Here is a 10,578-nt window from a genome sequence, read left to right on the forward strand (position 1 = left end):
CCTTCCTACTTTTCTTCGGATTCCTGCTTTTCATTCTTCAGGTTCATTACCTGATTTAGTTTTTCCAGAATTCCTGGGAAACGTTTTTCCACAATATCGCTATGGGCTACTGGTTCATTATTTTCCAGAGCGATGGAGAGGACACTGAGGGCAAGGCCTATTTCAGGACATTCCCCGCCGTCAAAGTCACTGCCGTTCACAACCGTTTCCAAGCCTCGAATCACGAGACCATCGTCATAGACGCCCACTTCGGCTCCTGTCTTACGGAGATTTTCCGCAAGGGCATCGTTGATGGGACGAAGTTTGGCGCGGCTTTCCTTAGGCACGCGAAGGATGGTTTCGCCTTCGGCAAAACAGGCTGCCACAGCAAGGAATGCATATTCCCCCATGCCAGTAGCAATGGCATCTTCGGAGAAGCGACGTCCCTGCAGTCTCTTACCAGGATTCAGAGGGAACACTTCAATATCCCCGTAAACATCTCCATAACGTTCACGGCGGCTTACGGTTTCGAAACTTGCACCCATACGCTTAAAGCAGGTCAATGCTCCAGCTCGACTGGAGTTCAGGTCCACATTCTTGATGCAGACTTTCGCAGTCTTGGGCAAGCTACCGATGGTCATCAGCAAGGCGATGGCCATGGCTTCCGTAGAGTCCCCAGGCACATAATATTCACGGGCGGTAATGACCTTCGTCTCCGTCATTTCCGTAAACTGAGTACGTTCCACCTTTTGTCCGCGAGCAATCATCATACGGCGTTCCAGCTCGCTCAGCTGTTCCATGCCACGACCTTCGTACTTCATCTTGACACCAAAGTACATGAGCATCTTGGTCCACTGGTCATGAACCGTAGAACGTTCTTCGAAGGTAATGTAATCGGAGCGGATCACCCCGCGCAACAAAAGGCGGTTGCGCATGATGTACGGGACATTTCCCAGGGAATCCTTTTTAATTACAGGCTCCTCGAATCCAAAGGTGAAGGTAAACTTGGCCGGTTCATCGGAAACGGCCTTCACCTTGAAGTATTTCTGCAAGGTTTCCTTGGCACTAGCCACCTGGGCAATGCCTGTTTCATCCGCCTCTGCAGCAAAGGTGTATACCTGTTCCACATCCTTGGATGCCAAGGTCCACAACATTACATTGCATTCCTCGTCGAATTCCATGGGAAGCAAGGATGGCAAGTCATACTGGAATCCCCTGCCCGTCAGCACCAGCTGGTGACCCTGTTGGGCATATTCCAGGCCAAATTCCTTTAGGGCATTGGCAAAGCGTTCGACGCCAGCAGCCCAGGCGAAATCTTCAAGAACCGTGCGGCCATTCACCAGCAGCGCCATGACCAAAGTCAGTTGAAAGCGTTCCCGATCCGGGTTCAGCACAAAATCCATTAGCGATCCTTTACGTCGTAATCAAGAACAGCCAGAATCTGGATAGCACGACGTGCCTCCTCGGGAGTCTTGAAGGCAAGCAGCAAGGTGCCTGCCACATTTTCACGAACCTTCATCAATTCAATATCACGAACATTGAGCCCGGCTTCAGCAAGAGGCTTCAGGACATTCAGCAAGGCGCCCGGCTGATCCTTCAGCGGGACCGTCACTTCGGAGAAGGAAGAGGCTGCATTACGGCCCGGAGCAAACAGACTTGCACGGCCATCGTTACCAGCCTTGAAAACCTTTTCCAGACTTTCAGAGCAGTCATTTTCAGCAGGCTTGCCTTCGGTCACCACCTGGAGGCGGTCCATGGCGGCAATGGTTTCGTCCAGGCCTTCACGGACCTCACGGAGGGCGCGAACCGTTTCGCCACGATTAGTCACGGCAATGTCGTGCCACATATTCCAGCCGGAAGCGGCAATACGGGTCATATCCCTGAACGCTCGACCGGCATAATGCTGGTAATTGTAATTCAACAGGCGTTCCGGAATGTTAGCAGCCAACGTGGAGCTAAGCATCTGCGGCATATGGCTCACCCAGGCCATGGTACGGTCATGATGTTCCGGCGGGAACACCACGGAATGGGCGCCAACAAAATCAATCAGCTGCAGCAAAGGCTTGTAGTCTTCTTCCTTTGTACCATCGGGAGGACAGACAAACCAGTATGCGTTTTCAAAAATGGAGGGATCGTTGTATTCCAGGGTTCTCTTTTCGGAACCAGCCATAGGATGACTACCAACGAACACAAAAGGCGAAGGAAGTTTAGTTCCAGCCTTGCAAATTTCCACCTTGGTGCTGCCAATGTCACTGACAAGAATTTTGCGGGACAACCCCTGCAAGAGATTTTCAGGCAATTTGGATAGATCGTCCAAAGTCTTCAGGATATGCAGAATAGGGCTGCACAACAGGATGACATCCGTATCCTTCACCCATTCGGAGGTCTGGTCGTAACCGAAGAATTCGTCCGCCAGGTTCATCTGACGGGCACGTTCCAGAGTAGACGGGGAACTCACCGCACGTACTTTTACAGGCAGGTTCGCCTGTTTGATTGCGGAGGCCACGGAACTGGCCAAAAGGCCGAAACCAACCAACGTGATGCGATCCATCTTAATCCTCCACCTTGCGGGTTTCAGCCATGATGGTGCGGAAAATTTCCTTGATGGAATCCGAGGAAAGAGGGCCCTTCGTCATGGAGCCCACTTTTTCGAGGACAGCGTCCTCTCGAGCCTGGTCCAAAACCGGCAATCCCAATTCTTTCTTGATCTTGCCAATTTCAGTAGCGAATGACGCCCTCTTATTCAGAAGAGCAATCAGTTCCTCGTTCAATTCATCAATACGGATACGCCAATCATCAATTTTCATATTGAAGAATGTAGAAAATCTCCCTCCCCCGTTAGCCACGACCATAGAAATGATCGCCGAATTTGCCCTTCACAAGAGCCTTAACCGCATTCATGTAGTTATAGGAAGTCTGTCGAGTTACCCCCATTGCGGCAGCAACGCAGGTAATGGGATTTTTCTTGGTATTTCCAAGCTTAAGCCAGGTATCCACAAACTCGTCCAGTTCAGGAGTATCACACTTGCGAATATAGGAGCGAATCTGCTCCATACCTTCGGCAGTCAAGACGTCTTCCTCATGGGCGGCATCCATTTCCAAATCGCCCTGACGGAATACATCCGTGGATGCAGCCATCACATCTTCCTCACAGCGTTTCCAACCGTCAGGATTACGATCGTCCACCCAATCATGGGCACGCTTGGCAAACACCCCACGGACCCATGCCATAAAGGGTTTGCCGCTATCCATATCGTAACGGAGGGCGCACTCACGGAAGCAAATGTAACAGTAGCCAGAAGCTTCCTCGTAGCAGGCCCCCTCACTACTCCAGGAAAAACCAAACTGTTTGGGATGAGTACCGTCAGGACCATAGCGATGCATGGAAATCACCTCTCCCTGATGGTTCATATAAAGTCTATTGCAGGCAATTTCATCCCCACGTTGAGTGGCCTGCAGAAGGATGAAGTCTTCCATGGTTAATCCGGTTCGATTTTCCATACCAGTAATTTTTTTGCAATTGAAGTCCATAATCATTGCTCCCGAAATGATTTTTATAAGGTGTTAGGTCAAAACCGCCTCGGCAAACAAGCCGAGAACCGAGACCACCGACGTGCACAAAAAACCTGAAAGTCGACAATCCGACAATCACGCCTTCGCGCTTATTTTTCCACCTCTAACAGCGATTTAAATGGTTGATGCCAAATATACAAATACAGACGCTCAAGAACACACACACGCAAAAGTTTTTATGGATTTTACAAAGGTCCAATTACAGGCTTTTTTAAAGGGACCATAATTTACATTTCTCAAATCCACGACTATAATATAGGAAATTGGAGTGTCATATAATGACACTCCACGCCTTTTCAAGAAATTATTTTTTCGTCAAAAATCTATCGACAAGTTATGCACTAAAACAGCACTTTGTACTCGTCGAAAGCCTTCGGGTTTGCCTTCAGATCATTTCCCACCCAGTCAAACATGGAAGTGCCCCAGGCCCCAGAGCGTTCCGGTTCCCAGATAAAGGCGCCCAGTCCACGCGGCACTTGTTCCATTACTTGCTGGGTTCTCACGCGGGACCCATCCCAGGCGTAGTAATCGGATTTGGAAGCTCCGTTGTATTCTGCAATGAGGAATTCAAGGTTCTGGAATTTGGAGGCCAGATGAGTGAACAAGGTTTTCCAGGAATCGGGATTACCGTGCTCATAGGCGGTGTAGGCGGAAAACGCCATCACATCGGGAGAAACTTTGGAATCACTGATAATGGATTTCATCCACCAGTCCACCGTGGACGTCTTATGAGGGCTTTCGATGTGGAACACGGTCTTGATGCTATTCGAAACTTCCTTCACAGCACGGGAACCTGCGGCAAGGTACTTCGCCGTATTTGCAATTCCCGTAGAATTGCTCATGACACCGCTAACGGAACTTTTCGCCAGGTCCACATCATTCCCCCAGCAATCAGTCTTGCTGTTGGGAACATCACGGAGCAAGCCATTGGTAATTTCGTTACCCACCTGAACCATTTCGGGAAGGGCGCCTGCAGCCTTCAATGCATTCAGCACATCCTTCGTATAACGATAGACAGAGTCTGCCATTACGTCGGAACTGGAAATATTGCGCCAGCGTTCCGGAATGATCTGCTTGCCCGGATCGGCCCAGTTATCGCTATAATGGAAATCCAGCAACAGTTTGAAGCCCGCCGCCTTTGCACGCTTGGCATAGGCAACCACATGTTCCTTATCGCCAAAAGCTTCGGAATTGCTGCCGAAGGTTCCCGCCCCTTGATCGCAACTACCTTCAGCGTAACCATACTTGGACTTGGGACTTACAAAAGTTTTTAAACGGACGTAATTGAAACCATGGTCTCGAAACAATTCAAAGACATCCTTGGGAGTACCATCCACATCCAGGACTCGAGTTCCCTTGGCTTCAAATTCCTGCATCTGGGAAATATCCACACCCAGAATCTTTGCATAACGGGGATGGATAGGATCCGAGGAAGAACTCATCGGCACAAGTTCAACGGAACTGCTACTAGAAAGCTGATTCTGAGAAGAACTTAAAATGACAATTTCAGAGGATGACAAAGCCGATTCCGAACCAAGTTCGGAATGACTACTAGAACTCGATAGCTGATTCTGAGACGAACTCAGAAAGGCATCGGATGAGGACAAGGCTGATTCCGAACCAAGTTCGGAATGACTACTGGAAACCGGTTCAACACGATTGCTGGATAAAAGTTCCGAAATGTCGGTGAACGAGGAGGACGACTGTCCAATCACCTCATAATCATATCCGGATTCAGTAGCGGAGCCAGAATCACCACAAGCCGCCAGAGCCAAAGCTCCGGCAACGCCAATCACAATTCCCTTCATTTTTTTCATAGAATAAAATTTACCCTATTTCCAGGATAAAGGACTCTAAATTTTAGGATACAAAGGGTCTATTAGCGAGAAATACTATCTTTTGGGCAATACTTATGTTCCATTCCGATTTGCTCACTTCCGCCTCCGTACAGGATTTCATCCAGAGTGCCATCAAGAAGAAGATGGATGCCTTGCAGATATCCACCGCGCTGAACAAGGCCGGTTACAACAATGAGGACCGAGCCTCCATTATGGACTACATGGCCCTGGTTCCAAAATTTCGTGAAAAATTCTGGGGAGAGGCGGGCAAGAAAATCGACAAATTTTTATTGTGCGACAGATTAGCTCTTGAACAAAGTACAGCCCAGGATATCGGGCGTTACAAGGCAAGCCTTTGGGACGCAGGCTTACAAGCCCTCGTAATGGAAGAAAAAAATCCCGTTGTTCACGACTTGTGCTGCGGGATGGGCGGCGACAGCTATTTTATTCCCAGTGCGTTTTCTGTCGTAGGCGTAGACCTTGATGAAGACCGTCAAGCCATGTACCGCCATAACATTCAGGTCATGCGCGGCACCGCAGGCGAAACCCTCCTGGACGACGTCAGGGAAGTCGCCCGCAAAAACGGAACATCGGACACCGCAGATATTTGCGTCGCAGATTTTTTCACCATTGATCCTGCCCGTCGTGCTGTCGAAGGGGAAAACCAGCGAGATCTTCGCAATTTGACGCCCACCTTCGAGGAAGTTCTGGAGATTTCCAAGCACTACAAGGGCGGCATGGCGAAGCTTCCCCCCGGCTACCCCACCGACGAAATTCCTCAGGACGCGGAACTGGTCTACCTGGGAAGTCACTCCGATTGCCGCGAATTGCTGGTCCTGTTCGGCAAGTTGGCCGTCCATCCCGGAAAAGTCCGTGCCATCATGGTTGACAAGAACGGGAACGAAATCGCCCAATGGAATGGCCTACTCAGCGAAATCCAGGCGGCCTCCAACAAGGATGCAGAACATGACTTGCCCGGCTGTGAACGCAGCTTCCGCAACGCCACCAGCGAAAGCGATTTGCCCGTAGGTGAGGTGGCGGAGTATCTTGCGGAACCTACCGCACTTTTGATTCGCAGCCACCTGTTTGGAAACGTGGCTGTGGCAGCGGCTCCTGACGCACACCTGATTTCCGAAGGCATCGCCTATGTGACTAGCGGAAGCCCGCTGCCCTCGCCCGCTTTTGCGAACTTCAGGATTCTTGACAAGTGCGAGATAGCCACCAGCGCCGTACGCGACATGCTGAAACGTCATAACGTGGGAAAACTCACCATGAAGCTACGCGGTGTGAAGCTGGATCCCGACGAAGAAATCAAGCGTTTAAAGCCCAAGGGCAAGGATTCCGCCATTCTTTTCTATACCCGATTCAAGGGCGAAAAGATTGCAATTCTCGCCAACCGCCTTTAAAGAGATTTTAGGCAAATCCATCATTTTTACCTATAAATTGCGATTCAGGCTTCTTTTTATGGGTAAAAAATTAATTTATCCGTAGTAAAAACGGGTAAAAATCCAACATTTAACAACCCGAAGGTGCCAAAAAAAGGCTGATCCCCCCCACAAAATTACATACAAAATAAAACAATTACCTATAAATACGGGTTTATCTCTCGATTTATAGGTAAAAAGCACTTTTTAAACGCCATACAGCTTAAACTCACCCGCCAAGCATTGCCGTTGTATTTATCTTTTAGACATGTTTAAAAGATGTTCTCTACTAGCAATCGTAACCTCCATTCTATTGGCCTGCGGCGATTCTTCCAGCGGTCCCGTTAACGAGGAACAGCCCGCCAGCTCTGCCAAAGCATCCTCTTCCAGCGAAGCTACCGCCAATAGTTCCAGCAGCATTGGGGACGTTTCCTCCAGCAGCACCAACGCTTCAGCAGAAAGCGGTAGCTGGCGCGAGCATTGCCTGGACGTCATCAACAAATACCGAGCTACAGAAGACCTGAAGGCACTTACTTTAGCACCCGAAGCAAAACAGACTTGTACAGACGATCAAGCAGCCGCCGATTTGAAGTCCAACAAGGCTCACGGGCATTTTGGAGACTGCGGCGAATTCGCACAGAATTCCGGCCCTAACATTTCCCTCTCCTGGAAAGGTTCAGAAGTTGAAATTGTAGACTACTATCTAAAAATGATGTGGGATGAAAAAGAACTCATCGAAAGTGGCAAAAGGGATCCCGAAAAGAAGGAAGACTATTCCTACATAGGCCACTACCTGAACATGAGTAACACGAAGTACAGTACTGTAGCCTGTGGAATCGCAAAGTCCTCTGATGGCAAAACCGGCTGGCTGAACATCAACTTCTTCTAATCGCAAAAGTCTACTTGGAGAACCCCATGTCCGTAAAACTTGAAGAATCCTGGTTGGACCTGCTCAATGACCAGTTCGAACAACCCTACTTTAAGCAGATCAAGGAAACACTTGTAAAGGAAAAAGCCGCAGGACAGATCATCTACCCTCCAGGATCCAAGATTTTTGCAGCTTTGGATTTCTGCCCGGTGGAAAAAGTAAAGGCGGTCATTATCGGACAGGACCCTTACCACAATCCGGGACAAGCCCACGGTCTTTGCTTTTCCGTCCCCATGGGAATTGAGCCGCCGCCATCCCTCATCAACATCTTCAAGGAACTGCACGACGACTTAGGCATCGACCCTCCCCCTCACGGCAACCTGGAATCTTGGGCCCAACAGGGAATTTTACTGCTGAACGCATCCCTGACGGTTCGAGCCCACCAGGCCGCCAGTCATGCAGGAATCGGTTGGCAGCAATTTACGGATACCATTATCCAAAGGCTTTCACAAACCCGGGAAAACCTGGTTTTCCTCCTGTGGGGCAGCTTTGCCATAAAAAAACAGGAACTTGTAGCCCCAAATCGAGGTCATCTTATTCTTACAGCACCTCATCCTAGCCCACTTTCCGCATACCGTGGTTTCTTTGGCTGTAAACACTTCAGCAAGGCAAATACCTACCTTCAAAGTAAGGGTCTCGAGCCTATTGACTGGAGTATCCGCTAAGCGATTTTTTCTATATTTGGACTCATGAATCGAAAGAATACATTTGCACGTCTCGTGCTTTTTATTGTCCTGGGTTTGATTATCGGCGGAGTCCTGGGCGAATGCCTCGGTGTGCTGTTCGGTCAGCTCGGTGAATTGATGAATGCGGGTGGTTACAACAACATTGTTCATAACGTATTTGTGTCCGCCCTGAATTTCAACATCGGTTTCCCCGACAAGCCGGAACCTGTGGTTCTTGACTTGTACATGATCAAGTTGGCCCTTGGTGTTGGTTTCAAGATTAACTTCGCCAGCATCATTGGTATGGTTGTCGGCATCTACATTATGAAATGGTCCGGAGAAAGGTAATGATTACTATTGATGAACTGCAAGCTCAACTGGCAAGCGGCGCCACCACTTCTGTGAAGCTCACGGAAGATGCCCTCGCAAAGGTTGAAGCAACCAAGAATTTGAACGCATATATTTCCGTTCTCAATGAACGCGCCCTTGCAAAGGCCGCTGAATCCGACAAGCGTCGTGCAGAAGGCAAGACTCTGGGTGCCCTGGACGGCATTCCTGTCGCTATCAAGGACAATATGTGCCTTGAAGGTACTCGTACTACCGCAGCCTCCAAGATTCTGGAAAACTTTGTGGCTCCCTACACCGCTACCGCTGTTGAAAAGTTGGAAGCAGCAGGAGCCATCATCATCGGCAAGACCAACATGGATGAATTCGCCATGGGTTCTTCCAATGAAACCTCTTACTTTGGCCCTGTCAAGAATCCTCTGGACGAATCCCGCGTGCCAGGCGGTTCCTCCGGCGGTTCCGCAGTTGCAGTTGCCAGCGGCACTGTGGCCTGCGCACTTGGTTCCGACACTGGTGGATCTATCCGTCAGCCCGCAGCCTGCACTGGCGTTGTGGGTCTGAAGCCCACCTATGGCCGCGTATCCCGTTATGGTTTGCTGGCTTATGCAAGCTCTCTGGACCAGATTGGTCCCTTCGGTTCTACCGTTAAGGATGCCGCCCTCCTGATGAATGCAATCGTTGGCGTCGACGCTCACGATAACACCACCAGCACCCGCCCTGCCGAAGACTTTACCGCAAAGCTAGACGCAGGCGTAAAGGGCAAGGTCATCGGTGTTCCCAAGGAATACTTCGCCGAAGGTCTGGACCCGGAATGTAAGGCAGCTATCGAAGCCATGCTGAAGAAGCTTGAAGCCGAAGGTGCTACCATCAAGGAAGTGAGCCTCCCCAATATCGGTTACGCCGTTTCCAGCTACTACATCATCGCCACTGCAGAAGCAAGCTCCAACTTGAGCCGCTACGATGGCGTTCGTTACGGCTACCGCAGCAAGGATGCCCGCAAACTTATCGACCTGTACTCCATGAGCCGCAGCGAAGCCTTCGGTAAGGAAGTCCAGCGCCGTATTCTCCTGGGCAGCTACGTTCTCTCTGCAGGCTTCTATGATGCTTACTACGTTCAGGCACAGAAGGTTCGTCGCCTCATTACCGACGACTTCAACAAGGCCTTCGAAGAATGCGACGTAATCGCCAGCCCCACCATGCCGGGCCTTCCGCTGAAGTGCGGCATGAACGAAAGCGATCCTATGGCAGTTTACCTGAGCGACATCTACACCGTTAGCTTGAACCTGGCCGGTCTCCCCGGCGTTAGCGTTCCTTGCGGTAAGGCCGGCGGCCTCCCCGTTGGTCTGCAGTGGATCGGCAAGCCCTTCCAGGAAGCCGACCTGCTCAGCGTCGCTGCAGCTACTGAACGTTTAAACAAGTAGCAAGCGAGTGTCGCACAAGACACAGGTTGCGAGTTGCCGCAAGACGCGGGTCACCTCTGGTTAGTCGCAAGATAGCATAGGTTCGCCACCCCCTCAAAACGGCATACATAGTTTATTAGATAAGGATTCGCCCTTTCGGGGGCGGATCCTTTTTATTTAGAGAATTGTGTCCGCTAACGGAAATTACCTATAAATCAAACATTACAACGCGATTTATGGGTAATTTTTTAAACAAACTAACAATAAAATAGAATAGTAAGCAGACCAATCTCCATTTTGTACCCATAAGTCAACTTTATAGTTTTTTTTAGAGGCATCATCAACATGTGTGGAAGCATTTAGGCAGCCTTGCTAGATGATTCTCTCGATTCCGATTCCCATTCGTAGGCTATCTTTACATCTACA

Annotated in this window: 10 protein-coding genes; 5 read left to right on the top strand and 5 right to left on the bottom strand. The window is 49.8% G+C overall.

Annotation, left to right across the window (positions count from 1 at the left end; translation table 11 throughout):
* Nucleotides 1-5 precede the first annotated feature (5 nt).
* The 5 genes from BGX12_RS10535 to BGX12_RS10555 form a co-directional block, all read right to left on the bottom strand.
* Nucleotides 6-1,382 carry a 3-phosphoshikimate 1-carboxyvinyltransferase gene (locus BGX12_RS10535; protein WP_109736017.1) on the bottom strand — a complete coding sequence of 459 codons (1,377 nt, stop codon included), beginning with the start codon at nt 1,380-1,382 and terminating at the stop codon, nt 6-8.
* Nucleotides 1,382-2,530, bottom strand: coding sequence for a prephenate dehydrogenase/arogenate dehydrogenase family protein (locus tag BGX12_RS10540; RefSeq protein ID WP_109736018.1), 1,149 nt, complete (start codon nt 2,528-2,530; stop codon nt 1,382-1,384). The genes BGX12_RS10535 and BGX12_RS10540 overlap by 1 nt, the downstream gene beginning before the upstream one ends.
* 1 nt (nt 2,531) lies before the next feature.
* Nucleotides 2,532-2,786: a chorismate mutase gene (locus tag BGX12_RS10545; protein ID WP_109736019.1), complete on the bottom strand. Its 255-nt coding sequence runs from the start codon at nt 2,784-2,786 to the stop codon at nt 2,532-2,534.
* A 31-nt stretch (nt 2,787-2,817) separates the two neighbouring features.
* A complete protein-coding gene (locus tag BGX12_RS10550; protein ID WP_146196317.1) occupies nt 2,818-3,480 on the bottom strand; it encodes a hypothetical protein in 663 nt (220 codons plus the stop codon).
* Between the two features lie 413 nt (nt 3,481-3,893).
* Nucleotides 3,894-5,369 carry a glycosyl hydrolase 53 family protein gene (locus BGX12_RS10555; protein ID WP_109736021.1) on the bottom strand — a complete coding sequence of 492 codons (1,476 nt, stop codon included), beginning with the start codon at nt 5,367-5,369 and terminating at the stop codon, nt 3,894-3,896.
* Between the two features lie 95 nt (nt 5,370-5,464).
* Here BGX12_RS10555 and BGX12_RS10560 point away from each other — a divergent pair, with 95 nt between their 5' ends.
* The 5 genes from BGX12_RS10560 to gatA all read left to right on the top strand — a co-directional run bounded on the left by BGX12_RS10560 (nt 5,465) and on the right by gatA (nt 10,173).
* Complete coding sequence (locus BGX12_RS10560; protein ID WP_109736022.1) at nt 5,465-6,796, top strand: DNA cytosine methyltransferase; 1,332 nt, start codon at nt 5,465-5,467, stop codon at nt 6,794-6,796.
* A gap of 286 nt (nt 6,797-7,082) precedes the next feature.
* Nucleotides 7,083-7,703 (top strand): CAP domain-containing protein, encoded by a 621-nt coding sequence (locus BGX12_RS10565; RefSeq protein WP_109736023.1) that lies wholly within the window; start codon nt 7,083-7,085, stop codon nt 7,701-7,703.
* 26 nt (nt 7,704-7,729) lie between these two features.
* Nucleotides 7,730-8,407 carry a uracil-DNA glycosylase gene (ung, locus tag BGX12_RS10570; RefSeq protein WP_109736024.1) on the top strand — a complete coding sequence of 226 codons (678 nt, stop codon included), beginning with the start codon at nt 7,730-7,732 and terminating at the stop codon, nt 8,405-8,407.
* Between the two features lie 24 nt (nt 8,408-8,431).
* Nucleotides 8,432-8,755, top strand: coding sequence for a DUF4321 domain-containing protein (locus tag BGX12_RS10575; RefSeq protein ID WP_109736025.1), 324 nt, complete (start codon nt 8,432-8,434; stop codon nt 8,753-8,755).
* On the top strand, nt 8,755-10,173 hold the full coding sequence (gatA, locus tag BGX12_RS10580; protein ID WP_109736026.1) for an Asp-tRNA(Asn)/Glu-tRNA(Gln) amidotransferase subunit GatA: 1,419 nt from the start codon (nt 8,755-8,757) through the stop codon (nt 10,171-10,173). The genes BGX12_RS10575 and gatA overlap by 1 nt, the downstream gene beginning before the upstream one ends.
* Nucleotides 10,174-10,578 lie beyond the last annotated feature (405 nt).

It is taken from the genome of Fibrobacter sp. UWR4 (genome assembly GCF_003149045.1).
Taxonomy (GTDB): Bacteria; Fibrobacterota; Fibrobacteria; order Fibrobacterales; family Fibrobacteraceae; genus Fibrobacter.